This is a genomic window from Bradyrhizobium sp. Kon10, assembly GCF_055807395.1.
Genome location: NZ_JBVVOZ010000002.1, coordinates 466,032 through 491,174 on the forward strand (window position 1 = coordinate 466,032; position 25,143 = coordinate 491,174).

General features: G+C 64.5%; 24 protein-coding genes. 18 read left to right on the top strand and 6 right to left on the bottom strand.

Features of this window, described 5'->3' with window-relative positions; all coding sequences use genetic code 11:
- The first annotated feature begins 26 nt into the window (after positions 1 to 26).
- The 3 genes from AC0L2O_RS05190 (at position 27) to AC0L2O_RS05200 (ending at position 5,475) form a co-directional block, all read left to right on the top strand.
- Positions 27 to 1,817 (top strand): acyl-CoA dehydrogenase C-terminal domain-containing protein, encoded by a 1,791-nt coding sequence (locus AC0L2O_RS05190; RefSeq protein ID WP_473368933.1) that lies wholly within the window; start codon positions 27 to 29, stop codon positions 1,815 to 1,817.
- Between the two features lie 71 nt (positions 1,818 to 1,888).
- The gene (locus tag AC0L2O_RS05195) at positions 1,889 to 3,097 is read left to right on the top strand and encodes an acetyl-CoA C-acetyltransferase (protein ID WP_473368934.1); all 1,209 of its coding nucleotides are present in this window, start codon (positions 1,889 to 1,891) and stop codon (positions 3,095 to 3,097) included.
- A 164-nt stretch (positions 3,098 to 3,261) separates the two neighbouring features.
- Positions 3,262 to 5,475, top strand: a complete 2,214-nt coding sequence (locus AC0L2O_RS05200; RefSeq protein ID WP_473368935.1) for an FAD-dependent oxidoreductase — start codon at positions 3,262 to 3,264, stop codon at positions 5,473 to 5,475.
- Positions 5,476 to 5,593: 118 nt separating this feature from the next.
- Here the strand turns inward: AC0L2O_RS05200 and gstA are convergent, their stop codons facing one another.
- Entirely contained in the window at positions 5,594 to 6,208 is a 615-nt protein-coding gene (gstA, locus tag AC0L2O_RS05205) for a glutathione transferase GstA (RefSeq protein WP_473368936.1), read from the bottom strand.
- Positions 6,209 to 6,333: 125 nt separating this feature from the next.
- Here gstA and AC0L2O_RS05210 point away from each other — a divergent pair, with 125 nt between their 5' ends.
- From AC0L2O_RS05210 to AC0L2O_RS05220, 3 genes are all read left to right on the top strand, one after another.
- Positions 6,334 to 6,831, top strand: coding sequence for a MarR family winged helix-turn-helix transcriptional regulator (locus AC0L2O_RS05210; RefSeq protein ID WP_369720603.1), 498 nt, complete (start codon positions 6,334 to 6,336; stop codon positions 6,829 to 6,831).
- Between the two features lie 99 nt (positions 6,832 to 6,930).
- Complete coding sequence (locus AC0L2O_RS05215) at positions 6,931 to 8,301, top strand: glutamate--cysteine ligase (RefSeq protein WP_369720604.1); 1,371 nt, start codon at positions 6,931 to 6,933, stop codon at positions 8,299 to 8,301.
- Positions 8,302 to 8,414: 113 nt separating this feature from the next.
- The gene (locus AC0L2O_RS05220) at positions 8,415 to 8,981 is read left to right on the top strand and encodes a PAN domain-containing protein (protein WP_369726611.1); all 567 of its coding nucleotides are present in this window, start codon (positions 8,415 to 8,417) and stop codon (positions 8,979 to 8,981) included.
- Between the two features lie 104 nt (positions 8,982 to 9,085).
- Here the strand turns inward: AC0L2O_RS05220 and AC0L2O_RS05225 are convergent, their stop codons facing one another.
- The 4 genes from AC0L2O_RS05225 to AC0L2O_RS05240 form a co-directional block, all read right to left on the bottom strand.
- Positions 9,086 to 9,424, bottom strand: a complete 339-nt coding sequence (locus tag AC0L2O_RS05225) for an MmcQ/YjbR family DNA-binding protein (protein ID WP_369720605.1) — start codon at positions 9,422 to 9,424, stop codon at positions 9,086 to 9,088.
- 23 nt (positions 9,425 to 9,447) lie between these two features.
- The gene (gene lepB / locus AC0L2O_RS05230; protein ID WP_473368937.1) at positions 9,448 to 10,233 is read right to left on the bottom strand and encodes a signal peptidase I; all 786 of its coding nucleotides are present in this window, start codon (positions 10,231 to 10,233) and stop codon (positions 9,448 to 9,450) included.
- A complete protein-coding gene (gene tldD / locus AC0L2O_RS05235; protein ID WP_473368938.1) occupies positions 10,230 to 11,657 on the bottom strand; it encodes a metalloprotease TldD in 1,428 nt (475 codons plus the stop codon). The genes lepB and tldD overlap by 4 nt, the downstream gene beginning before the upstream one ends.
- A gap of 104 nt (positions 11,658 to 11,761) precedes the next feature.
- On the bottom strand, positions 11,762 to 12,292 hold the full coding sequence (locus tag AC0L2O_RS05240) for an invasion associated locus B family protein (RefSeq protein ID WP_473368939.1): 531 nt from the start codon (positions 12,290 to 12,292) through the stop codon (positions 11,762 to 11,764).
- A 466-nt stretch (positions 12,293 to 12,758) separates the two neighbouring features.
- On the opposite strand from AC0L2O_RS05240, the gene coxB reads away from it, so the two are divergent.
- The 9 genes from coxB (at position 12,759) to AC0L2O_RS05285 (ending at position 19,822) form a co-directional block, all read left to right on the top strand.
- Positions 12,759 to 13,613, top strand: coding sequence for a cytochrome c oxidase subunit II (gene coxB, locus AC0L2O_RS05245; RefSeq protein WP_369720611.1), 855 nt, complete (start codon positions 12,759 to 12,761; stop codon positions 13,611 to 13,613).
- Between the two features lie 87 nt (positions 13,614 to 13,700).
- Positions 13,701 to 15,326: a cytochrome c oxidase subunit I gene (gene ctaD, locus AC0L2O_RS05250; protein WP_369720612.1), complete on the top strand. Its 1,626-nt coding sequence runs from the start codon at positions 13,701 to 13,703 to the stop codon at positions 15,324 to 15,326.
- Positions 15,327 to 15,387: 61 nt separating this feature from the next.
- Entirely contained in the window at positions 15,388 to 16,332 is a 945-nt protein-coding gene (locus AC0L2O_RS05255; protein ID WP_369720613.1) for a heme o synthase, read from the top strand.
- Between the two features lie 7 nt (positions 16,333 to 16,339).
- Positions 16,340 to 16,504, top strand: coding sequence for a CoxF protein (locus AC0L2O_RS05260; protein ID WP_369720614.1), 165 nt, complete (start codon positions 16,340 to 16,342; stop codon positions 16,502 to 16,504).
- A 5-nt stretch (positions 16,505 to 16,509) separates the two neighbouring features.
- Positions 16,510 to 17,154, top strand: a complete 645-nt coding sequence (locus AC0L2O_RS05265; RefSeq protein ID WP_369720615.1) for a cytochrome c oxidase assembly protein — start codon at positions 16,510 to 16,512, stop codon at positions 17,152 to 17,154.
- A 77-nt stretch (positions 17,155 to 17,231) separates the two neighbouring features.
- Positions 17,232 to 18,089: a cytochrome c oxidase subunit 3 gene (locus tag AC0L2O_RS05270; protein ID WP_409191574.1), complete on the top strand. Its 858-nt coding sequence runs from the start codon at positions 17,232 to 17,234 to the stop codon at positions 18,087 to 18,089.
- Between the two features lie 97 nt (positions 18,090 to 18,186).
- The gene (locus AC0L2O_RS05275) at positions 18,187 to 18,588 is read left to right on the top strand and encodes a DUF983 domain-containing protein (RefSeq protein ID WP_369720617.1); all 402 of its coding nucleotides are present in this window, start codon (positions 18,187 to 18,189) and stop codon (positions 18,586 to 18,588) included.
- On the top strand, positions 18,585 to 19,349 hold the full coding sequence (locus AC0L2O_RS05280; RefSeq protein WP_473368940.1) for an SURF1 family protein: 765 nt from the start codon (positions 18,585 to 18,587) through the stop codon (positions 19,347 to 19,349). Before AC0L2O_RS05275 ends, AC0L2O_RS05280 begins: the two co-directional genes overlap by 4 nt.
- 107 nt (positions 19,350 to 19,456) lie before the next feature.
- Positions 19,457 to 19,822 carry a nuclear transport factor 2 family protein gene (locus AC0L2O_RS05285; protein WP_369720619.1) on the top strand — a complete coding sequence of 122 codons (366 nt, stop codon included), beginning with the start codon at positions 19,457 to 19,459 and terminating at the stop codon, positions 19,820 to 19,822.
- On the opposite strand, the gene AC0L2O_RS05290 is transcribed toward AC0L2O_RS05285, so the two are convergent.
- Positions 19,819 to 21,159, bottom strand: a complete 1,341-nt coding sequence (locus AC0L2O_RS05290) for a histidine kinase (protein ID WP_409191578.1) — start codon at positions 21,157 to 21,159, stop codon at positions 19,819 to 19,821. The genes AC0L2O_RS05285 and AC0L2O_RS05290 overlap by 4 nt on opposite strands.
- 85 nt (positions 21,160 to 21,244) lie before the next feature.
- On the opposite strand from AC0L2O_RS05290, the gene AC0L2O_RS05295 reads away from it, so the two are divergent.
- The 3 genes from AC0L2O_RS05295 to AC0L2O_RS05305 all read left to right on the top strand — a co-directional run bounded on the left by AC0L2O_RS05295 (position 21,245) and on the right by AC0L2O_RS05305 (position 25,127).
- Entirely contained in the window at positions 21,245 to 21,889 is a 645-nt protein-coding gene (locus AC0L2O_RS05295) for a response regulator transcription factor (protein ID WP_369720620.1), read from the top strand.
- 533 nt (positions 21,890 to 22,422) lie between these two features.
- Positions 22,423 to 23,841 carry a threonine synthase gene (gene thrC, locus AC0L2O_RS05300; protein ID WP_473368941.1) on the top strand — a complete coding sequence of 473 codons (1,419 nt, stop codon included), beginning with the start codon at positions 22,423 to 22,425 and terminating at the stop codon, positions 23,839 to 23,841.
- Positions 23,838 to 25,127, top strand: coding sequence for a M16 family metallopeptidase (locus tag AC0L2O_RS05305; RefSeq protein ID WP_409191579.1), 1,290 nt, complete (start codon positions 23,838 to 23,840; stop codon positions 25,125 to 25,127). Before thrC ends, AC0L2O_RS05305 begins: the two co-directional genes overlap by 4 nt.
- Positions 25,128 to 25,143: the final 16 nt, after the last annotated feature.

Here is a 25,143-nt window from a genome sequence, read left to right on the forward strand (position 1 = left end):
TCCAAGGACCATGCCGGGAGACCACCATGCCGATCTATAAAGCCCCCGTCGAAGACGTGAACTTCCTGCTCAACGACGTCTTCCAGATCGACCGCTACGACAACCTGGCCGGCTTCTCCGATGCGTCCAGCGACGTGCGCGAGGCGATCCTGGGTGAAGCCGCCAAGCTCGCCGAAGAGGTGCTGCAGCCGCTCAATCGTGTGGGCGATCTCGAAGGCTGCAAGCGCGCCGATGACGGCAGCGTCGCCACGCCGAAGGGCTTCAAGGAAGCTTTCAAGCAGGTCGCGGAAGGCGGCTGGCTCGGTCTCTCCGCGCCGACGGAGTTCGGCGGGCAGGGCCTGCCGGTGACGCTGAGCCAGGCGGTCAATGAATTCCAGATCTCCGCCAATATGGCGTTCTCGATGTATGGCGGTCTCACCATGGGCGCGACCGCTGCGCTGATCGTTCACGGTACGCCGGAGCAGAAGCAGACTTACGTGCCGAAGATGGTGGCGGGCGAATGGACCGGCACCATGAACCTGACCGAGCCGCAATGCGGCACCGATCTCGGCATGCTCCGCACCAAGGCGGTGCGGCAGGCCGACGGCAGCTTCAGGATCACCGGCACCAAGATCTTCATTTCGGCCGGCGAGCATGACTTGGCCTCCAACATCATTCACCTCGTGCTCGCCCGCATCGAGGGCGCACCCGCCGGTATCAAAGGCGTGTCGCTGTTCGTCGTGCCGAAATTTCTGGTCAATGCCGATGGTTCGGTGGGGCAGCGCAACGGCGTGGCGTGCGGCTCGATCGAGCACAAGATGGGCATCCACGGCAACTCCACCTGCGTGATGAACTACGACAGCGCCACCGGCTGGCTGATCGGCGAAGAGAACAAGGGCATGCAGGGCATGTTCGTGATGATGAACGAGGCCCGCCTCGGCGTCGCCGTTCAGGGCCTCGCACAGTCCGAGGTCGCCTACCAGAACGCGGTCGCCTATGCCCGCGAACGTATCCAGGGCCGTTCGCTCACCGGCACCAAGGCGCCGGACAAGCCGGCCGATCCGATCATCGTACATCCCGACGTGCGGCGGACGCTGCTCTCGATCCGCGCCTTCAACGAGGCCGCGCGCGCCTTCGTGATGTGGACGGCGCTGAAGAGCGACGTCGCCCATCGCTCGGAGGATCCGAAGGACCGCCAGGCCGCCGACGACCACATGGGCCTGATGACACCTGTGCTGAAGGGCTTTCTCACCGAGTATGGCTTCGCCAACGCGGTGCAGGCGCAGCAGATGTATGGCGGCCACGGCTACATCGCCGAGCAAGGCATGGAGCAGTTCGTGCGCGATGCCCGCATCGCCATGATCTATGAAGGCGCCAACGGCATCCAGGCGCTCGACCTCGTCGGCCGCAAGCTGCCGCGCGACGGCGGCCGTGCCATCATGGCGTTCTTCGGCGAGGTCATGGCCTTTGCCAAGGAGAATGGCGGCGACGAGGCGCTGAAGCCGTATGTCGCCCCGCTCTCGACCGCGCTCGGCCATCTTCAGCAGGCCACCACCTGGCTGATGCAGAACGCAATGGCGAAGCCGGACAATGCCGGCGCCGCCGCAACCGATTATCTGCATCTGTTCGGCTTCGTGGCGCTCGGCTACATGTGGGCGAAGATGGCCAAGGTGACGCAGGCCAAGATTGCCGCAAGCGGGGCGACACCCTATCTCTCGACCAAGCTCGTGACCGGCCGTTTTTTCATGGAGCGGATGCTGCCGGAGACCGCGGCGAACCTCGCGCGCATCCAGGCCGGCTGCGCCACCGTGATGGAATTGCCGGCGGAAGCTTTCTGAGGATTTTCGCGTAACCAATATCCCGATCGCGTCGCGGTCGTCACCGTTAAAAAAGTAATCAGGAGGCTCACATGGCAGATGCCTATATCTACGATCACGTCCGCACCCCCCGCGGCCGCGGCAAGGCCGACGGCGCGCTGCACGAGGTCACGGCGCTCGCGCTCGCCACCGTGCCGCTGAAGGCGTTGAAGGACCGCAATAACCTCCCCGAAGATTCCGTCGACGACGTCATTCTCGGCGTGGTCGATCCGGTCGGTGAAGCCGGAAGCGACATCGCGCGCTTCGCGGCGCTGAAGGCAGGACTCGGTGAAGCCGTGCCCGGCGTGCAGATCAGCCGCTTCTGCGCCTCCGGTCTCGATGCCGTGAATTTCGCCGCAGCCCAGGTGATGAGCGGCCAGCATGAACTCGTGATCGGCGGCGGGGCCGAATCGATGAGCCGCGTCGGCATCGGTGCCTCCGGCGGCGCCTGGCCGATGGACCCCTCGATGGCGGTGCCGTCCTACTTCATGCCGCAGGGCGTCTCGGCCGACCTGATCGCCACCAAATACGGCTTCTCGCGCGACGATGTCGATGCCTATGCGGTGCAGAGCCAGCAGCGCGCAGCCAAGGCCTGGGACGAGGGCCGCTTCGACAAGTCCGTCGTACCGGTGAAGGACATCAACGGCCTCACCATCCTCGCCAAGGACGAGCACATGCGTCCCTCGACGACGATGCAGTCGCTGGCCCAGCTCCAGCCGGCATTCACGATGATGGCGCAGATGGGCGGCTTTGACGGCGTCGCGGTGCAGTCGCATCCCGAGATCGAGCGCGTCAATTACGTCCATCACGCCGGCAATTCGTCCGGCATCGTCGATGGTGCCGGCGCCGTGCTGCTCGGCAGCAAGGAGGCGGCCGGCAAGTACGGGCTGAAGCCGCGCGCGAAGATCCGCGCCTTCGCGAACATCGGCTCGGAGCCGGCGATGATGCTGACCGGCCCGGTCGATGTCACCGAGAAGCTGTTCGCGCGCTCCGGCATGAAGAAATCGGACATCGACCTGTTCGAGCTCAACGAAGCCTTCGCCTCCGTGGTGCTGCGCTACATCCAGGCCTTCGACATCGACAATGCCAAGATCAACGTCAACGGCGGCGCCATCGCACTCGGGCATCCGCTCGGCGCCACCGGCGCGATGATCCTGGGCACCGTGCTCGACGAGCTCGAGCGCACCAACAAGTCGACTGCCCTGGTGACGCTCTGCATCGGCGGCGGCATGGGCACCGCGACCATCATCGAGCGCGTGTAACGAGCTGCCGTAGGGTGGGCAAAGCGAAGCGTGCCCACCACTGAAATCTCCGCGAAAGATGGTGGGCACGGCGCAAGGGCGCCTTTGCCCACCCTACGAGATCACCACGAGATCACAGTCAACCGCCGCGCCTGAGATCGGCTGCGGCTCAGAGGGAGCGCCACATGGCTTACAAGAACTTCAAGGTTGAGACCGATTCCGACGGCATCGCGCTCGTCACCTGGGACATCCCGGGCCGTTCGATGAACGTGCTCGACGAGACCTCGACCAGCGAGCTCGACGCGATCGTCAAGGAGACCACCGCTGACGCCGCGGTGAAGGGCGTCGTCATCACCTCCGCGAAAGAGGCGTTCTGCGCCGGTGCCGACCTGTCGATGCTGGAAGGCATGAACCAGGCCTACGCAAAGCTCTTCAAGGAGCAGGGCGAGACCGCAGCGAACCAGATGCTGTTCGAGCAGAGTCGGCGCTTCTCGCAGGTGCTGCGTTCGATCGAGACCTCCGGCAAGCCGTGGGCGGCCGCGATCAATGGTCTCGCGCTCGGCGGCGGCTTCGAGATCACGCTGTGCTGCCACTATCGTGTGGCGGCGGAGAATCCCAAGACGCGGCTCGGCCTGCCCGAGGTCAAGGTCGGGCTGTTTCCCGGCGCCGGCGGCACGCAGCGCGTGCCGCGCCTGGTGCCGCCGCAGGACGCCATGACGATTTTGCTCAAGGGCGATCCGGTCACGATCGAGAAGGCCAAGCAGCTCAATCTGATCCACGCCATCGTTCCGGCGGCTGACCTCATCAAGGCGGCAAAGGACTGGATCAAGGGCGGCGGCAAGGCCGTCGCACCGTGGGACGAAAAGGGCTTCAAGCTTCCGGCGGGCCCGGTGTTCTCCAAGGCCGGCATGATGATGTTCCCGGCCGGCAACGCGATCTATCGCCGCGAGACCTACGACAATTATCCGGCGGCGCGCGCGATCATGAGCTGCGTCTACGAGGGTCTGCAATTGCCGATCGACGCCGCGCTGCGCGTCGAGTCGCGTTACTTCACCTCGGTGCTGCGCTCGAAGGAAGCGGCCGCGATGATTCGCAGCCTCTTCCTGTCGATGCAGGAGCTCAACAAGGGCGCGCGCCGTCCGAAGGACGTGGCCCCGACCAAGGTAAAGAAGATTGCCGTGATCGGCGCCGGCTTCATGGGCGCCAGCGTCGGCTATGTCTCGGCCCGTGCCGGGCTCGACGTCGTCCTGATCGACCGCGACCAGGAGAGCGCCGACAAGGGCAAGGCGCACGCGCAGAAGGTGATCGAGGACCAGATCAAGAAGGGCCGCGCCAAGGCTACCGACGCCGAAGCGCTGCTCGCGCGCATCACGCCGACCGCGGATTACGCGGCGCTCAGGGATGTCGATCTGGTCATCGAGGCCGTGTTCGAGGACCGCAAGGTCAAGGCGGAGACGTTTGCCAAGGCGCAGGAATATCTCAAGCCGGACGTGGTCTTCGCCTCCAACACCTCGACCCTGCCGATCACCTCGCTCGCGGAATCCTTCAAGGACCAGGGCAAGTTCGTCGGCATCCACTTCTTCTCGCCGGTCGAGAAGATGATGCTGGTCGAGATCATCAAGGGCAAGAACACCGGCGATCTCGCGCTCGCGACTGCGCTCGACTACGTCCGGCAGATCGGCAAGACGCCGATCGTGGTCAACGACTCGCGCGGCTTCTTCGCCAATCGCTGCGTCGGCCGCTATGTCGCCGAAGGCAACGAGATGTTTCTGGAAGGTGTGCCGCCGGCGATGATCGAGAACTGCGCCAAGATGGCCGGCATGCCGGTCGGTCCGCTCTCGCTGTCCGACGAAGTCGCGCTCGACCTCGGGCTGAAGATCATGAAGGCGACGGAGGCCGATCTCGGTCCGAACGCCATCAATCCCGATCAGAAGAAGCTGATGGTCGACATGGTGGAGAAGCAGGGTCGTCTCGGCCGCAAGAACGGCAAGGGCTTTTACGACTATCCCGAGAAGGGGAAGGGTCAGAAGAGCCTGTGGCCGGGCTTGTCCGCGCTGCAGCCGAAGCAGCTCGATCCTGATACGCTCGACGTCGAGGAGCTGAAGCAGCGCTTCCTGGTGGTGCAGGCGGTGGAAGCCGCGCGCACGGTCGAGGATCACGTCATCACCGATCCGCGCGAGGCGGATGTCGGCTCGATCCTCGGCTTCGGCTTTGCGCCGTTCACCGGCGGCACCTTGTCCTACATCGACTTCATGGGACCTAAGACCTTCGTCGAGCTCTGCCACAAGCTCGAAGCGAAGTACGGCTCGCGCTTCACGCCGCCGAAACTTCTCGAGGAGATGGCCACGAACGGAGAAACCTTCTACGGACGCTTCGCGCCTAAGAAGGTCGCGGCCTGAGACAACCCGTCATTCCGGACAGTCCGCACGCGGACTGATCCGGAATCTCGATCGGCGTGCAACAACTGCGAGATTCCGGGTTCGCCGCGTCGCGGCGCCCCGGAACGACGAACAATAATCACTTCGCCTGCGCCAGGCCTTCCTTCCTCAGAGCCTCCTGCACCTTCGGCCGCGCCGCGACGCGGGCCTTGTAGGCGGTGAGGTTCGGCATCGCCGACAGGTCGAACTTCATCCGATCGCCCCAGGTGAGCATCGTGAACAGATAGCCGTCGGCGACCGTGAACTGCTTGCCCAAGAGGTAGTCGCGACCGGCCAGCTGGCTGTCGATGTATTTCAGCTTGCCCATGACGCGGTCCTTGAAGAACGCCTTGGCCTCGTCATTCAGCGCCGGCGCGAACAGCGGGCCGAAGCTCTTGTGGACCTCCGAGGTGAGGAAGTTGAGCCATTCCAGCAGCTTGTAGCGTTCGGAACTGTCGCGGGCGGGCGCCAGCGCCTTGGCCGCGGCCCGGTCGGCGATCATCTGGACAATGACCGGGCCTTCGGTCACGATCTCGCCGCTGTCGAGCCCCAGCGCAGGGACCTGACCCTTCGGATTCACCTTCAGATAGTCGTCGCCGTTCTCGAGCTTCTTGGCCCGGAGATCGACCTTGACCAGCTCATAGGGCAGATCGGCCTCCAGGAGCGCGATGTGGGGGGACAGTGAGCAGGCGCCGGGCGAGTAGTACAGTTTCATGGAATTTCCTCCTCTTTTGGCTTGGCTCTGGCGAAACTACGCCTACATGCACGTGCATGGAACAGCAAGATTGATGCAGGTGCATCGAGTGGGTTAGAAGCGGGCGGCGAGTTTTGAGCGGGACCATGAAACGCAAACCATCGACCGAGGCAACTGCCGCCTGGATCCGCCTGATGCGGGTGCAGAGCCGCGTGCTCGACTGCGTCGAGCAGGATCTGAAGAAAGCGGGCTTCCCGCCGCTGGCCTGGTACGACGCGCTGCTCGAGCTGTCGCGGGCGCCCTCGGGCGAGCTGCGGCCGGTCGAGCTCGAACGGCAGATGCTGCTCCCGCAATACTCCACGTCGCGGCTGATCGACCGGCTGGTCGACGAGGGGCTCGCCTCCAGGCGCGAGTGCAAGATGGACAAGCGGGGCCAGTTCGTCGAGATCACCGAAGCCGGCCGCGAGTTGCAGAAGCGGATGTGGGGCGCCTATTCAGCCGCGATCGAGAAATATGTCGGCTCGAAACTATCCGACGCCGATGCCGTCAAGCTCAGCGGTCTGCTCGACCGGCTGGGCTGCTCGTGCGGCGAGATGAAGCTGCCGCCCGTAGTCAACGTCAACGAAAGCACGCCGTCGCGATGATCGCGCCGCAAACCAGCATGTCCGCGCGCCCGGTGGGTTCGCGGACCATCCCCGTCACCCGCGCGCGTTCGGCCGAAGCGCTTTTGATTAGAGTTTGATATGGCGCGAGACCAGATCGATATGACGCCGCTGCAATCGCGCGACGAACTCGTCGCGTGGTTCGAGGAAGGCTGCAAGGCCCCGTCCGAATTCCGCATGGGCACCGAGCACGAGAAAACGCCGTTCACGCTCGAAGGACATCGTCCCGTGCCCTACGAGGGCGCGCGCGGCATCGGCGCGTTGCTCGAAGGCATGAAGCTCCTGCTCGGCTGGGAGCCGATCATGGAGAAGGGCAACATCATCGGCCTCTACGACGTCACCGGCGGCGGCGCGATCTCGCTCGAGCCCGGCGGGCAATTTGAGCTCTCCGGCGCGCCCGTCGAGAACGTCCACCAGACCCAGAGCGAGGTGATGGCGCATCTGGCGCAGGTGCGCGAGATCGCAACTCCCCTCGGCATCGGCTTCCTTGGGCTCGGCATGACCCCGTCATGGTCGCGTGCCGAGATTCCGGTGATGCCCAAGGGCCGCTACAAGATCATGACCAACTACATGCCGAAGGTCGGCCAATACGGCCTCGACATGATGTACCGGACCTGCACGGTGCAGACCAATCTCGACTTCTCCTCGGAACGCGACATGGTCAAGAAGCTGCGCGTGTCGCTCGCGCTTCAGCCGGTCGCGACTGCCTTGTTCGCCAATTCACCGTTCACCGAAGGCCAGCCGAACGGCTTCCTTTCGTTCCGCTCCGAGATCTGGCGCGACACCGACAACGCGCGCTCGGGCATGATGCCGTGGGCCTTCGAGGACGGCATGGGGTTTGAGCGCTATGTCGACTACGCGCTCGACGTTCCCATGTATTTCGTCAAGCGCGGCGAAGACTACATCGACGTGTCGGGGTCCTCGTTCCGCGCTTTCTTCGACGGCCGCAACAATAATTTGCCTGGCGAGCGTCCGACGCTGTCGGATTGGGCCAACCATCTCTCGACGATTTTCCCGGAGGTGCGGCTCAAGCGCTATCTCGAGATGCGCGGCTCCGATGGTGGCCCGTGGGGCCGTCTGCCGGCACTCTCGGCATTTTGGGCAGGGCTACTTTACGACGATGTATCGCTCGATGCCGCCTGGGACCTCGTGAAACACTGGACCGCGCCCGAGCGCCAGGCCCTGCGCGACGACGTGCCGCGCTTCGGCTTCAAGGCGCGGATCAAGGACCGCTATCTGTTCGAGATTGCCAAGGAATGCCTTGTTCTGGCACATGCCGGCCTGCGCCGGCGTGGCCGAATCGACCAGCTCGGCCGCGACGAGACCCGGCATCTGGAGCCGCTTGATCGCATTATCGATTCCGGCCGGACGCCGGCCGAGGAAATGCTCGAGAAGTTCAACGGCGCCTGGCACGGCTCGGTGGAACCGGCCTACGCGGAATACGCTTTCTAGTTCGGTAGACCGACGATCAGGTTTCGCGCCGTTCATCGCCCATACAGGTTTGCGGCGATCAAATGACCGGCCAAAAAAACCTGAGCGTCGTCAATAACTCGAAAGCTGTTTTGATGGGGAATGGCCGCCTGCCTGGGGCCGTCATGGCAAGCGTCGTGGCCTGTGCCGCGCTGCTTTCGCTCCTGTTTGCGTGCGGGCCTGCGCACGCCCAGACGGCGTTCGATCGGCCCGGCGGCGACTATTTCAGCACGCCGGTGACATCGGGCGATCCCGAGGATTGTGCGCTGCTGTGCGAGCGCGATCGCCGCTGCCGCTCCTGGAGCTTCAGCTACCCCGATATCGACGGCGCCGCGGCGGTGTGCTGGCTCAAGAACGTCGTGCCGCCCCGGGTGCCGGGCAGTTGCTGCATTTCCGGCGTGCGCGGTGCTGGCGTGATCGAGCCGCGGGTCGAGGGCGTGGAAACCTCGATCGACCGCCCCGGCGGGGACTTGCGCAATTTCGAGCTCAAGAACGGCGAGGGCGAGGATGCCTGCAAGGCCGCCTGTACCGCCGACAACAAATGCCGCGCTTTCACCTATGCCCGCCCCGGCTACACCGGCCGCGAGGCGCGCTGTTTCCTGAAAAAGGAAATCAAGCCGCCGCGTCGCAAGGCGGGATTTACGTCGGGCGTGGTGAGGTAGAAAAGATTCCGTAGGGTGGACAAAGGCGCGAAGCGCCGTGCCCACCATCTCTGCAATCACGTTGGTTTTGGTGGGCACGCTGGCTTTGCCCACCCTACGGGATCTCACTCCGCATTATCGTTCGCCTGCGCCGCTTTCGATGCGAGCGCGCGCCAGCGCCGCCGCAACAGCGGTTCGACGATCGCGCGCTTCGCCTTGGACAGGCGGATCAGTACGATCGGATAGTCGGCGTAGTGATCGGTGAAGTAGAAGATTTTCGACTGGCTCTCGATGAGCATCGCGCGCTCGTCGATCGGGACATCCGGCATCACCAGGCTGTCGCCATCTTCCTTCAGGCGCGCCAGCAGCTTCTTGCGGACCTTCAGTGCCGGCGTGCCGTAGGAGGTGCCATCCTCGACCTCCGGCCACGTCAGCGCAAATTTTCTGACATCGTCGAAGGTCATTTGATCAGGGTCTTGGGCTCAGCTCAGTGCACGGCGGTGAAGAACCGCGCGAGCCGGAAGCCGGAGAGCCAGGTCCACACCGGCTGGCCGCGCATGCCGAGATCCCAGGAGCCCAGCACGGCATCGGCACGGCCGACCAGATTGTCGACCGGCAAAAGGCCGACCCCGCCCGAGCGCAACGGCACGCGGCTGTCGGCCGAGTTGTCGCGGTTGTCGCCGAGCACGAAGAGATGGCCAGCCGGCACCGTGACTTCCTGCGTGTTGTCGAGGGGGCCGTTGTCGCGCATCTTGAAGATCAGGTGCGACACGCCGTTTGGCAGCGTCTCCACATAGCGATAGGCCGGTTCGCTGCCGCCATTGTCGTCCTCGGCAGCACCGACGCCGTCCGGCTTCAGTTCGGCCGGGCGGTCGTTGATGAAGAGCTGGCCCTGTCGCATCTGAATGCGGTCGCCGGGCAGTCCCACGACGCGCTTGACCCAGGCCTGCGAGCGATCGCCGGGCCAGCGGAACACCACGACGTCGCCTTGCTTCGGCGTCTCCGCGAAGACGCGGCCGGTTTCCGGCAGGTTGATCTGGATCGGCAGCGACGAGGTGCCGTAGCCATAAGGGAACTTCGAGGCGAGCAGCGCGTCGCCGATCAGCAGCGTCGGCTCCATCGAGCCCGACGGCACATAGAATGGCTCGGCCAGCGCGCCCTTGGCGATGAACACGGCAGCGACGATGCCGGCGAGCTGCACGAGCTGCACGAGCAGTCCGCGCCAGCCGCTGCTCTTCCGCTTGGTGGTGCCAGTTACCTTCTCAACGCTCATGCGCCCGTTCCACCTACAGTAATGCGTTCCATTAGAAGCGACGGCTGGCCGACGCCGACCGGCACGCCCTGGCCGTTCTTGCCGCAAGTGCCGATGCCGGTATCAAGCGCAAGGTCGTTGCCGATCATGCGGATGCGGTGCAGGTCGGTCGGCCCGTTGCCGATCAGCATAGCGCCCTTCAAGGGCGCGCCGATCTTGCCGTTCTCGATCTTGTAGGCCTCGGTGCACTGGAACACGTATTTGCCCGAGGTGATGTCGACCTGTCCGCCACCGAAATTCGCGGCGAACACGCCGTTCTTCACCGAGGCGAGAATCTCGGCCGGGTCGCGATCGCCAGCAAGCATGTAGGTGTTGGTCATGCGCGGCATCGGCACGTGGGCATAGCCCTGGCGGCGACCGTTGCCGGTCGGCTTCATGTTCATCAGTCGCGCGTTCTGGCGATCCTGCATGTAGCCGACCAGAACGCCGTCCTCGATCAGCACGGTGCGGTTGGTCGGTGTGCCCTCGTCGTCGATCGACAGCGAGCCGCGGCGTGAGGCCATGGTGCCGTCGTCGACCACAGTGACGCCCTTGGCGGCGACCTGCTGGCCCATCAGACCGGCGAAAGCCGACGTCTTCTTGCGGTTGAAATCGCCTTCGAGGCCGTGGCCGACCGCTTCATGCAGCATCACGCCGGGCCAGCCTGCGCCGAGCACGACGTCCATCTCGCCGGCGGGGGCGGGAATCGATTCCAGATTGACCAGCGCCTCGCGCAATGCACCGTCGGCGGCATCACGCCAATTCTTGCTCTCGATGAATTCCGCATAGCCGGCGCGGCCGCCATAGCCCTTGCTGCCGCTCTCCTGGCGGTCGCCTTGCCCGGCGACCACGGAGACGTTGACGCGCACCAGCGGGCGGATGTCGCGATAGCTTTCGCCGTCGGGCCGCAGGATCTCGATCACCTGCCAGGTCGCGCCCAGGCTGACGCTGACCTGCCGCACCCGCGGGTCCTTGTCGCGCAGATAAGCGTCGATCTCCGCGAGCAGCTTGACCTTGGTCTCGAAGCCCGGCGCATCCAGCGGATTGTCGTCGCCATAGAGCCGCACATTGGTGTGTGTGGGCGGCGCCGCGAAGCTGCCGGAATAGCCGCCGCGCACGGCAGCAACGGCATCGGCGGCGCGAATCAGAGCCGGCAGCGACACGTCCGAGGAATGCGCATAGCCGACAGCGTCGTCCTTGACGGCGCGCAGGCCAAATCCCTGCGAGGTGTCGTAGGTCGCCTGCTTCAACCGCCCATTGTCGAATGTCAGCGCTTCGGTCTGACTGTATTCCAGGAACAATTCGCCGTCGTCGGCGCCCGCAAGCCCGCGCGCGACCTCGTGGCGAACCTGGTCGCGGTCGAGATTGGCGCGGTCGAGCAGGGACGTCGTGGCAGGGTTGGTCATGAATCCGTCCATTATCTGGAGATGTGCGGCAAGATAATGGTTTCGGACCCGTTGCGCGAGGGCGCGAAGCCTCACATTACGGAAACAATAGGTTCGCCGGGCCCCTACGGCAGCTTGTCGTATCCCTCGCCGAGCCCGTTCAGGCTGAGCGGGAAGCCGATGCCCTCTTCCGGGGTCTCGAAGATGATGAAGGTCGCGGTCTTGGCGCTGCGGAGCTGGCCGAGCAGCTTGTCGTCCATGACGACCTCGGCGACGCAGCCATTGGGCAGGCAGCGGACGAAACCGGCGCGGCCGACGTCCTGGTTGTCGAGCTTCAGCCCGAGGCCGGAGGGCAGCAGCACGCCGAGCGGGGCGACCACCCGCATCAGCCGGCTCTTCTGGTCGGCCGTCTTGAGCACGATCACGGTGAGGCCGGCGTTGGAGCGGTCCTCGGCCACCACGCTCTGGATCAGGGCGCATTGCTCGGCCTGGGCGCCCGGCGGGGTGTCGCAGCGGATCTGCCAGTCGCCATGGACGGAGCGAACCGCGCCCTGCGCATGGGCGAGGCCCGGCAATGCAAGGATCGGCAAGGCAAGGAAAAGGGGAATGGCCAGGCGGCCGATCAGCGTCTTGAGGCTGTTATCCGGCCCTGCCATGCATCTCGAAAGCCCCATCGGGGTCGGTCCCTCTGCTCGCTTCGGTCGCTCGCGCCTTGCGGATTGATACGGGAATGACGGCGGCTTGAAGGCGATTCGCAAGCAAATCCCGCGCCGCCTCGGTCAGCCTTCGCTGGCACGAATCAGGTTCCCGCGTAACTGTCCGCCAGTGCCTACCGCGGGCAATTCCGCTGTCAAGCCGCGGCATCCCCGGAAACGGTATTTTTGTCTGATGTTGCTGGGAAATATCTTGCGGGTGATGGCTGACAGAGGGGCCCCAAGACTGCATTGCGATAGATCAAGAATTATGGTTTGAGAAGCTTGATTTCGGCGTTCTAGCGATCTGGCCCAATTCCTCTTAGAGGTATTCTTGAGCGGCTGTTTGTCAGACGGGCGGATCGAATAAGCATTTCCCGGAAATAGGGGGATGCACCTGGGGTGATTTCGTTAGGGGAGCGCGAACGGCATGAAGATGTCGATAGGTCAGGTGGGCCGGCAATTGCTGGGATTGGCCACCATCGCCATGGTGGCGGCTGGCATCACGCTGGCGACGGGCGGCGCGGCGTTCGCCGAGCTCGGGCAGCCGTCCCCGTGGGAATGGCACCTTCAGGGCTCCGCGTCTCCGGTAATGGACAATATTGTCTGGTTCCACGACTTCTTGTCCGTGCTCGTTATCGTGATCACGCTGTTCGTGCTGGCGCTGCTCGTGGCCGTGGTCGTGAAGTTCAATGCGAGGGCCAATCCAGTGCCGTCGCGGACCACGCACAACACGCTGATCGAGGTAGCCTGGACCCTTGTCCCGGTGCTGATCCTGGTCGGCATCTCGGTGCCGTCATTCCGGCTGCTGTTCCTCGAACTCGATGTGCCGAAGGCGGACCTGACCATCAAGGCGACGGGAAAGCAGTGGTACTGGTCCTATGCCTATCCGGATAACGGCAAGTTCGAATTCGACTCGCTGATGGCCCAGGACAAGCAGCCGCGGCTGCTCGGCGTCGACAACGAGATGGTGGTTCCGGTCAACAAGGTCGTTCGTGTCCAGACCACCGGCGCCGACGTCATTCACTCCTTCGCGGTGCCTGCGTTCGGCATCAAGATCGACGCCATTCCCGGCCGGCTGAACGAGACCTGGTTCAAGGCAACCAAGACTGGCATGTTTTACGGTCAGTGCTCTGAACTCTGCGGCAAGGATCACGCCTTCATGCCGATCGCGGTGCGTGTGGTGAGCGAGCAGGATTTCGCCTCCTGGGTGGAAACGGCGAAGAAGAAGTTTGCGAGCGGCGGCACCAGCACTTTCGCCTCCGCGGCCGGCCCGGCGCAGTAGCGTCGGGTGAAGGCTCAGGTGGATTGAAGGCGACATAAAGGGCGGGACCTCCGAAGGTCCGAATGGGACGCAAGGCAGGATTTGAAAATGGCAACGAGCGCAGCAGCACACGGCGAACACGCGCAAGACCACGGACATGACGAGCACGCCCATCCGACCGGATGGCGGCGCTACGTCTATTCGACCAATCACAAGGACATCGGCACGATGTACCTGATCTTCGCGGTCATCGCGGGCGTCATCGGTGCCGCGATGTCGATCGCGATTCGTGCCGAGTTGATGTTTCCGGGCGTGCAGATATTCCACGAGTCGCACACCTATAACGTCTTCGTGACCTCACACGGTCTGATCATGATCTTCTTCATGGTCATGCCGGCGATGATCGGCGGCTTCGGCAACTGGTTCGTGCCGCTGATGATCGGTGCGCCGGACATGGCGTTCCCGCGCATGAACAACGTCTCGTTCTGGCTGCTGCCGGCGTCGTTCGCGCTGCTCCTGCTGTCGACTTTCGTCGAGGGCGAGCCCGGCGCCAACGGCGTCGGCGCCGGCTGGACCATGTATGCGCCGCTGTCGACCACGGGGCATCCGGGCCCCGCGGTGGACTTCGCGATCCTGTCGCTCCATCTGGCGGGCGCCTCCTCGATTCTCGGCGCCATCAACTTCATCACCACGATCTTCAACATGCGCGCGCCGGGCATGACCCTGCACAAGATGCCGCTGTTCGTCTGGTCGATCCTGGTGACGGTGTTCCTGCTGCTGCTGTCGCTGCCGGTGCTCGCCGGCGCGATCACGATGCTGCTCACCGACCGCAATTTCGGCACCACCTTCTTCTCGCCCGACGGTGGCGGCGATCCCGTGCTGTTCCAGCACCTGTTCTGGTTCTTCGGCCATCCCGAGGTGTACATCCTGATCCTGCCCGGCTTCGGCATGATCAGCCAGATCGTCTCGACCTTCTCGCGCAAGCCGGTGTTCGGCTATCTCGGCATGGCCTACGCCATGGTTGCGATCGGTGGCATCGGCTTCGTGGTCTGGGCCCACCACATGTACACGGTCGGCATGTCGTCGGCGACGCAGGCTTATTTCGTCGCCGCCACCATGGTGATCGCGGTGCCGACCGGCGTGAAGATATTCTCCTGGATCGCCACGATGTGGGGCGGCTCGATCGAGTTTCGCGCGCCGATGATCTGGGCAGTTGGCTTCATCTTCCTGTTCACGGTCGGCGGCGTCACCGGCGTCGTGCTGGCGAATGCCGGCGTCGACCGCGTGCTCCAGGACACTTATTACGTCGTCGCGCACTTCCACTACGTGCTGTCGCTCGGTGCCGTGTTCGCCATCTTCGCCGGCTGGTACTACTGGTTCCCGAAGATGACCGGCTACATGTACAATGAGACGATCGCGAAGGCGCATTTCTGGTTCACTTTCGTCGGCGTCAATCTGGTGTTCTTCCCGCAGCACTTCCTCGGCCTGTCCGGCATGCCGCGCCGCTACGTCGACTATCCCGACGCGTTCGCGGGCTGGAACCTGATCTCCTCGATCGGCTCCTACATTTCCGGCTTCGGCGTGCTGATCTTCCTCTACTGCGTGTTCGACGCCTTTATGAAAAAGGTCCCGGCGGGCGACAATCCCTGGGGTGCCGGCGCCACCACGCTGGAGTGGACGCTGTCCTCGCCGCCGCCCTTCCACCAGTTCGAAGTGCTGCCCCGCGTGCAGTAAGCGACATTCCGCGGCGCCCGTCACGGGCGCCGCGGCCCTACAGCGAAGCAAGCAGGTTTAAGTGTCCGTCCTCGATCACAACGCCATCGACTTCAATCCCAGGATCTCCGAAGCGGAGGTCGGCGATTACATCACGCTGCTCAAGCCGCGGGTGATGTCGCTCGTGATCTTCACCGCGCTGGTCGGGATGGCGTTGGCACCGGGGCATTTCCACCCTGTGCTCGCAATCACCTCGCTGCTCTGCATCGCCGTCGGCGCCGGCGCCTCCGGTGCGCTCAACATGGCGCTTGAGGGCGACATCGATGCCAAGATGTCGCGCACGGCGAATCGGCCGATCCCGCGCGGCCGCGTCACCCGGCCCGAGGCGATGACGTTCGGGATGACGCTCGCCTTCTTCTCGGTGATGACGCTCGGCATTCTCGTCAACTGGATCGCGGGCGCGCTGCTCGCCTTCACCATCTTCTTCTACGTCGTGATCTATACGATCGGCCTGAAGCGCTGGACGGCGCAGAACATCGTGATCGGCGGCGCTGCCGGCGCGCTGCCGCCGGTGGTGGCCTGGGCCGCCGTGACCGGCACGGTCGATGTCGAGCCGCTGCTGCTGTTCGCCATCATCTTCTTCTGGACGCCGCCGCATTTCTGGGCGCTGGCGCTGTTCCGCTCCGACGACTACGCCCGCGCCGGCATTCCCATGCTGCCCAATGTCGCCGGTCCCGACGCGACGCGTCTCCAGATCCTGCTCTACACCGTCGTGCTCATTGCGGTCGCTGCCGCTCCCTGGGCGCTGGGCTATTTCGACGCCATCTACGGCGTCACCTCGCTGGTGCTCGGCGCCGGCATGCTGGTGCTCGCCATCAATGTCTACTTGCGCCGGGAGCGCAGTCAGTCGCTGCGCGCCACCCGCAAGCTCTTTGCTTTCTCCATTCTTTATCTGTTTGCGCTGTTTGCGACGTTGCTCGCCGAGGTCGTGTACCGGGCGCTCGCTCCGTTGGCTGGGGGCGCATGAGAACGGGATGGCTGACAAACCCGAGCCAGATGGAATCGTCCTCACCGAGGCGCAGAAGAAGAGCCGTCGTCAGCGCTCGATTGCCATCGCCCTCGCGCTCGGTGTGCTGGTCGTGCTGTTTTTCGCCGTCACCCTGGTCAAGGGACCCGCGGTCCTAATTCGCCCGATATGAGGAAGATGGATCAGAAACCGACCATAGCGCAGGACGTGACGCCAAAGCCGCCGGCAGCGGTGCGCCGTGGTTTGGGCCGCGACGCGCTGGTCGCCTCGATCTGCGGCGGCGTGGTCGCGTTGATGGTCGGCGCATCCTATGCCGCCGTGCCGTTTTACAACTGGTTCTGCCGCTCCACCGGCTTCAACGGCACGACCCAGGTCGCGACCTCGGCACCTGCGAGCGGCCCGATCGCGCGCAAAATCTCGGTGCGCTTCGATTCCAACGTTGCGCCTGGCCTGCCCTGGAAGTTCGAGCCGGAGCAGAGCGAGGTCGAGGTCAATATCGGCCAGGTCACCACGATCTATTACACCGTGACCAACCAGGCCGCGCGCACAACGTCAGGCCAGGCTGCCTATAATGTCGCGCCGCTGACGGTCGGCTCGTATTTCCAGAAGATCAACTGCTTCTGCTTCACCGAGCAGACCATGGCGCCCGGCGAGAAGCGAGAGATGCCGGTTGTGTTCTACGTCGATCCGTCGATCGTCAACGACCACGACAATGACGGGCTCAGCACGATCACGCTGTCCTACACGTTCTATCCGGTGCGCGATCCGGTGGTGAAGCCGGTCGCAGCCGGCGAGGACGACAAGCGCAAGGGAAATCTCTGACCGCCGGGTTGATCGCCCGGGTGTCGGAGTAAGGGGATAAGTGCCGCACAGGCACGGGATTGAGGAGAGAGACCGCAATGGCTACCGCGCAAGGCAAGCATCACGACTACCACCTGGTCGATCCCTCTCCGTGGCCGGCGGTCGGCTCCGTCTCGGCCTTCATCATGGCAGTCGGCGCGATCACCTGGATGCATCACATGTTCTCGGCCGCGCCGATCATCTTCGGTGTCGGTACCATCGGCGTGCTCTACACCATGGCGAGCTGGTGGGGCGACGTGATCAAGGAAGCCCAGTACAAGGGCGACCACACCCGCGTCGTGCAGATCAGCCATCGCTACGGCATGATCCTGTTCATCGCCTCCGAGGTGATGTTCTTCGTCGCCTGGTTCTGGGCCTATTTCAACGCGGCGCTGTTCCCCGCTGATCCCGTTCACGCCACCCGCGAGGCGCTGTTCGGCGGTGTCTGGCCGCCGCATGGCATCGAGACTTTCGATCCCTGGCACCTGCCGCTCTTGAACACGCTGATCCTGCTCACCTCCGGTACCACGGTGACCTGGGCGCATCATGCGCTGCTCGAGAACGATCGCCAGGGTCTGAAGTACGGCCTGATCCTGACCATCCTGTTGGGCGCGACCTTCACCTGCGTGCAGGCCTACGAGTACAGCCATGCGGCGTTCTCGTTCGCCGGTAACGTCTACGGCGCCACGTTCTTCATGGCGACCGGTTTCCACGGCTTCCACGTCCTGGTCGGCACGATCTTTCTGATCGTGTGCCTGGCGCGCGCCTATGCCGGCCATTTCACGCCCACGCAGCACCTCGGCTTCGAGTTCGCGGCCTGGTACTGGCACTTCGTCGACGTGGTCTGGCTGTTCCTGTTCCTCTGCATCTATGTCTGGGGACACGGCGCCGAGACCATGGCTCACGGCGCGCACTGAGCCGCGGGAGATCGATTGGCAAAGGGCGGCCGCAGGGCCGCCCTTTTGCTTTGCCGCTGAAGAGGTTTCTCCAGGAAGTGTGGTAGATTAGCTTGTCATGAACCAAACCACCGGCACCTCCGAGACCCAGACCTCCGTCCTGCAAAGCGCGCTACGCGGGCTCGCCTGCAAATGCCCGCGCTGCGGCGCGGGCAAGCTCTATGCGGGCTTCCTGACGCTGGCGCCCGCCTGCGAGCGCTGCGGCCTCGACTACGCCTTCATCGATACCGGCGATGGTCCTGCGATCTTCATCATCATGCTGGCCGGTGCGATCGTGGTCGGCTGTGCGCTGGTGGTCGAGGTCAAGTACCAGCCGCCATACTGGCTGCATGCGGTGCTGTGGCTGCCGCTGATCCTCGCCACCACGCTCCTGCCCCTACGCGCGATGAAATCACTGTTGATCTCGCTGCAATTCCACCACAAGGCGGCGCCGGGCCGGCTGGTCGACCGCGAGAAATGAGCGAGACAGCGCGCAAGCCCCGCGTGGCCGGCTTCGCGCTGTTCACGCTGTTGCTAACGGCGGCCTTCGTCGCGCTCGGCGTCTGGCAGCTGCAGCGTCGCAGCGCCAAGCACGAATTGATCGCCGCACTCACTGAGCGTCTCGCGCAGCCGCCGATCGCGCTGCCGCCACCGGCACAATGGGGCGGCCTGAACGCCGCGCGCGACGAATTCCGCCGCGTCAGCTTCACCGCGACCTACGCGGCCTCGCCGGATGCGATGGTTTATTCGCCCGGCTCCGCCGTGCGCAAGGATGCCTCCGGCCCCGGCACCTGGGCCTTTCTGCCGGCGCGGCTGCCGGGCGGGGAGATCGTCGTGATCGATGCGGGGTTCGTCGAGAACACGATGCAGGATCGCGGCGTCGAGGATCGCGCGGTGAAGAAGCTCGTCACCGGCACGCCGCTCGCGCTCACCGGCTATCTGCGTTTTCCGGAAGCGCCGGGATGGCTCACGCCCGCGGAGAATCGCGACAAGCGGCTCTGGTTCGTGCGCGATCACCTGGCGATCGCAAGCGCACTCGGCTGGGGCGCGGTCGCGCCGTTCTACATCGACCTGGAGCAACCGGTCCCCGCGAACGGCATTCCGCGTCCGGGTCCGCTCGATGTGCATCTGAAGGACGACCATCTGCAATATGCCATCACCTGGTTCACGCTCGCAGGTGCGGTGTTGATCGCCTTCGCCCTCTGGGTGAGGGGACGGCGGCAGAGCGGAGCGACGCCGTAGGTTCCCGGACGAAACCCGGAATCGCCCGGGGTTTATTGTTCAGGACATATTCACGACTGTGATCCTAAGCCGCCTTGAGATTTTTCCGCGGCAGACAGGATTGCAGCGTGAGCGATTTTGATCAGATGGGAATAGTCGTCGATTGGGTGGATGCCTGCCGGAAGGGCGACCTTGCGGCGTTGCTCGACCTCTATACCGACGACGCCGAGCTCGAATGCACGTGCAACGGCAAGCACAGCTATCGCGGCCGGAGCGAGCTCGAAGCCTTTTGGAGGCCGCAGCTCAGCGCCTTCCCGTCGGTGCGCTTTGGCCTCGAAGAGATCAAGCCGGTGCCACAAGGCGTCGATCTCGAATATTCCGTTGCGGGCGCGCTGCGCATTCGCGTCTCGTTTCGGTTCAGCCCGGGAGGCAAGATCTACAGCATGGTCTGCGAGCCGGCGCAGCAGAGCTCTCACAATTGCGCCGCGTGCTAGCCGGAGCGCGGTACGTCCCGCGTCTTCTCGATCGGCAGGCGGCAGCGCACATAGGTTCGTTCGTCGGCACGCAGCAGTGACAGCGACCCGCTGAGCGCGCGCACGCGCTCGTGCATGCCGGTGAGGCCCCGGCCGAAGACATTCTCCGCGGGAAAGCCGCCGCCGTCATCGGAGACCTCGATGGCGAGGGCATCGCCGGCGACGGCTGCCTGCACGTGGGCGTTGCGCGCTCCGGCGTGGCGCAGCACGTTGGTCAGCGCTTCCTGGATCACCCGGTAGACGGTCTGGGCCAGCGCCCCGCCGATCCCGTCAAGCGCAGGATCGATCGTTGCCGTCACGGCGATATGCGGTGCCTGCCGGCGGAAATTCCGGAGCAGCGTCTGCACGCTGCTCTCGAGCCCCAATTCCTCGATGTACAGCGGCCGCAGCCGGTCGAGGATGCGGCGGTTGGCCTGCTGAAGTGCTTCGACCGATTGCAGCACCTCCTGCGCCGAATCGCCGAGATGTCCCGAAGCCGGCACGGCCTCGACCAGGGCGATCGTGCCGACGCGGATGCTGAACAACAGCGGCCCGAGCTCGTCATGCAGTTCGCGGGCGAGAACGCGCCGCTCGTCGTCCTGGAGCGACACCAGACGGTGCAGGAGATCGCGATTGTCCTGGCTCAATTGCGCGAGTGTTGCGGCGAGCGCATTGGCCTCCTCGCAGCTCTGCCGAATCTCCGGCGGCCCTCCGATCGGGATCAGGTTTGCGTAATCGCCGCGGCGTATCCGCGTCAGCCCTTCGCCGAGATTTTGCAGGGGATGCAGCGCCGATCCCGCGAAAACATAGGCGACGATTGCGGTGACCGCCGTCAGCACCGCGACGAGACCGATCAACGCGAGAAAGCCGACCCATTTCTCGAACACATCGGCCGACAGGTCGGGCCGGAACACGATGTCGCCGACGCGCGAGCCGCCGATCATCACCGGGGATGTCTCGTTCACGTCGGGAACACCAAGCAGGTCGATGAACCATCGTGGTACGCCATGCAGGGTGTGCAGGGCGTCATCCGCGGAAGAGGTGGGACCTGCCTCCGCCGGCCGGAATTGGATATCCGAGGCCGTATCCATCGCGTGGACAAAGGCCTCGAGCGCCTGCCCAGGCTTCTCGGAGGCCCGCAGGGTGGCGTTGAGCGCGGCCGCGACCATCCTGGTCGAGCGCCGCCCCGCCTCGTTCTCGTCGGCCAACTGGCCGGTCGCGAAGGTCTGGAGCAGCACGGCGCCCATGACCAGTGCGGCGACGAAGCTGACGCCGAGCGGAAGAAACAGTTGCGTCCTGAATGGGAGCCGTTGCCACATTAGGTCAATTCTAACGGGCATCAGCGGAATTTGCTCTTTCCATTTGTTCCCGGCGGCCTATGAGTCGAGAAAACAGAGAGTTACGATGCAAGATACCGCCAAGCCGGCAACCAGAGTACTGATCGTCGACGATCATCCCGTGGTGCTGTCCGGTTGCCGCACCCTGTTTGCGTCCGACCATTCCATCCGCATCGACGAGGCAACCGACGCCAAGTCCGGGCACCGCGCTTATATCAGCAAGCGTCCCGACGTCACGGTCATCGACATCAGCCTGCCCGACGTCTCCGGCTTCGAACTGATGCGCCGGATCCGCAAGGACGACCCGGACGCCAAGATCATCATGTTCAGCATGAATGACGATCCGGCTTTCGTGGTGCGCGCGGTCGAACTGGGCGCACAGGGCTATGTCTCCAAGGGCGACGACCCCCGGATCCTGCTCAAGGCAGTGCGCAAGGTGATCGCAGGCGACAATTTTATCTCCCCGCAGCTCGCGGAGGCCGTGACGTTCTCGGGCGCGGCCATCAAGGCCAATCCAGCCTCGCAGATGACCCCGCGGGAGCTGGAAATTCTCCGCCTGCTCGGGCGCGGCAACAAGATCGTCGAGGTCGCCGAGGCGCTCGGCATCTCCTACAAGACGGTCGCCAACACCACGTCCCTGCTCAAGCAGAAGCTCGGCGCCAAGAACCATTCCGACCTGATCCGGATCGCGGTGGAAATCGGGATGAACTGACTTTCGTCAGGGGACCGAACCGGCTGCTCCAGAATGCCGCCGGTCCGGCCGACGGAGTGGCATCGCCGTGCGTCTGGGCAATGTGGGGACGAACGGCTGGTACCATCCGCCGACACAATGGGCCGACGGGATGTTCGTTCCCAGGTTGGCGCGACACGCCGGGAAAACGAAGCAATAGCGTCCGCTGCCAAGCTGTATGAAGCTCAGCACCAGCCGTAGCATATCGGGAAAAACCGGAACATTTGGCTGCCCCCGTCGTTTTGTCCTTGACGATCCCTGGACAGGCGACGATAGCTCGAACGAACGATTTCAGGGGGTGGTGACACCCGACGCGAAAACCGGTCTGCACACAGCAACGACAGACCTTCCAAGAGGAGGGCTGCGGCATCGCCGCAGCCCTTTTTCGTTGACCGGTTTCCCGATGCCGCAAAACACTCTATGGTGCCGCAAAGCCTCCGGCTGCAAACTAGGAACATCGTGAAATCAAAGGCTTAAGGCTCGATTTCAGGCCGGGCCGGCCTTTGGAGGGCAGTTTGACTCGTTATATCTCGACCCGGGGCGAGGCCCCTGAGCTTGGCTTCTGCGACGTGATGCTGACCGGGCTTGCTCGCGACGGCGGCCTGTATGTGCCGGTCACCTGGCCGCAGCTCTCCGCTGAGACGATCACAGGTTTTTTCGGCCGCCCCTATTGGGAGGTTGCGGTCGACGTGATCCGTCCCTTCGTCGGCGGTGAGATTTCGGACGCCGACCTCGGTCGCATGGCGAACGAGGCCTACGCCACCTTCCGCCATCCGGCGGTGGTGCCGCTGCGCCAGATGTCACCGCATCAATTCGTGCTGGAGCTGTTCCACGGTCCGACGCTCGCGTTCAAGGACGTCGCGATGCAGCTGATCTCGCGGCTGATGGATCATGTTCTCGCCAAGCGTGGCCAGCGCACCACCATCGTGGTCGCGACGTCGGGCGACACCGGTGGCGCCGCAGTTGACGCGTTTGCAGGGCTGGAGAACGTCGATCTCATCGTGCTGTTTCCGCACGGCCGCATCTCCGAGGTGCAGCAGCGCATGATGACGACGACAGGCGCGGCCAATGTTCATGCGCTCGCCGTCCAAGGTAATTTCGACGATTGCCAGGCGCTCGTGAAGGGGATGTTCAACAACCACCGCTTCCGCGATGCGACCTCGCTGTCCGGCGTCAATTCCATCAACTGGGCGCGTATCGTCGCGCAGGTGGTCTACTACGTCACGTCGGCGGTTGCCGTCGGCGCGCCCGCGCGCGCGGTGGATTTCATCGTGCCGACCGGCAATTTCGGCGACATTTTCGCGGGCTACGTCGCCAAGCGCATGGGACTCCCGATACGGACGCTTCGCATTGCCGCCAACGTCAACGATATCCTCGCCCGCACGCTCAAGACCGGGATCTACGAGGTGCGCGAGGTGCATGCCACCGCGTCGCCGTCGATGGACATCCAGATCTCGTCGAATTTCGAGCGGCTGCTGTTCGAAGCCGGCCGGCGCGATGCGGCCGGCGTGCGCCGGCTGATGGAGCAGCTGAAGCAGTCGGGGCGCTTCGTGCTGCCCGACGCCACGCTGGCTGCGATCCGCGAGGAATTCGACGCCGGCCGCGCTGATGAGACCGAAACCGCGGCCGCGATCCGCGCTGCCTGGCGCGAGGCTGGCGAGCTCGTCGATCCCCACACGGCCGTCGCGCTCGCGGTCGCCGACCGCGATACCACCGACACGACCGTGCCGAATATCGTGCTCTCCACCGCCCATCCGGCCAAGTTCCCGGATGCTGTGGAGGCGGCCTGCGGCCAGCGGCCGCAACTGCCGGCTTGGCTCGACGGTCTCATGACCAAGTCCGAACACATGAAGGTGATCAAGAACGACCAGGCCGAGGTCGAGCGGTTCGTGCTGTCGGTCAGCCGCGCCGCAAAACAAGGAGTTGCCGGATGAGCGTCGAGATCTCCAAGCTTGCCTCCGGCCTGACCGTCGTGACCGACAACATGCCCCACCTCGAGACCGCGGCGCTCGGCGTCTGGGCCGGCGTCGGCGGCCGCGACGAGAAGCCGAACGAGCACGGCATCTCGCACCTTCTGGAGCACATGGCCTTCAAGGGCACGACAGGGCGATCCTCGCGCGAGATCGTGGAGGAGATCGAGGCGGTCGGCGGCGACCTCAACGCCGGCACCTCGACGGAGACGACCTCCTATTATGCCCGGGTGATGAAAGCCGACGTGCCGCTGGCGCTCGATGTGCTCGCCGACATTCTGGCCAATCCCGCCTTCGAGCCCGACGAGCTCGAGCGCGAGAAGAACGTCATCGTGCAGGAAATCGGCGCCGCCCAGGATACGCCCGACGACGTCGTGTTCGAGCATCTCAACGAGCTCTGCTATCCCGACCAGCCGATGGGGCGCTCGCTGCTCGGCACCGCCAAGACGCTGAAAGGCTTCAACCGCGACATGCTGCGCGGGTATCTCTCGACGCATTACCGCGGGCCCGACATGGTCGTGGCGGCCGCCGGCGCCGTCGATCACACGCAGGTTGTCGCCGAGGTCGAGAAGCGCTTTGCAAGCTTTGAGGCAACGCCGGGGCCGAAGCCGCAGGCAGCCCAGTTCGGCAAGGGCGGCATCAAGGTCGTACACCGCGAACTCGAGCAGGCGCACCTGACGCTGGCGCTCGAAGGCGTACCGCAGACGGATCCGGCGCTGTTCTCGCTGCAAGTCTTCACCAACATCCTCGGTGGCGGGATGTCGTCGCGGCTGTTCCAGGAGGTCCGCGAGAAGCGCGGCCTCTGCTACTCGATCTACTCATTCCATGCGCCCTATACCGACACCGGCTTCTTCGGCCTCTACACCGGGACCGACCCCGCCGACGCGCCCGAGATGATGGAGGTCGTCATCGACGTCATGAACGATTCGGTGGAGACGCTGACCGAAGCCGAGATTGCCCGCGCCAAGGCGCAGATGAAGGCCGGCCTCTTGATGGCGCTGGAGAGCTGCTCGTCGCGCGCCGAGCAGCTTGCCCGTCACGTGCTCGCCTATGGGCGGCCGCAAACGGCGCAGGAGCTGGTGGCCCGGATCGACGCCGTCAGCATCGAATCGACCCGCGATGCCGCGCGTGCACTGCTTTCGCGCAGCCGCCCTGCGGTGGTTGCATTGGGCAGCGGCAGGGGTCTGGACACGGCGGTGTCTTTTGCGGAAGGATTGACCCGGGCGCGCACCAAGGCGCAGCTGCATTAGGAGCCGCGCACGGCGC